The sequence below is a fragment of the Micrococcus sp. GbtcB5 genome, assembly GCF_019091605.1.
GTDB lineage: Bacteria > Actinomycetota > Actinomycetes > Actinomycetales > Micrococcaceae > Micrococcus > Micrococcus luteus.
Genome location: NZ_JAGXJK010000449.1, coordinates 1 through 237, shown reverse-complemented (window position 1 = coordinate 237; position 237 = coordinate 1). Strand labels below are relative to the sequence as shown.

Here is a 237-nt window from a genome sequence, read left to right as displayed (position 1 = left end):
GCGGTGAAGTCCACGGCCCGGTAGTTGTTGCCGTTGTCCGTGATCACCCTGTCGATCCGGATGCCGTGGGCGGCGAAGAACGCCCGCGCCCGGCAGAAGAAGCTCACGGTCGTAGCTGCCCGCTCATCGGGCAAGGCTTCGGTGTAGGCCAGGCGGGTGAACCCGTCGATCGCCGAGTGCAGGTAGGTGTAGCCGACCCGTCGGCCAGGCCCGCGCTTGGCTGCTCGCGCGTTCTCG

At 68.4% G+C, this 237-nt stretch carries 1 protein-coding gene; it reads right to left on the bottom strand.

Features of this window, described 5'->3' with window-relative positions; translation table 11 throughout:
- Positions 1-237 (bottom strand): DDE-type integrase/transposase/recombinase (locus KVS67_RS13070; RefSeq protein ID WP_217565558.1); only part of this gene is annotated, 237 nt, incomplete at both ends.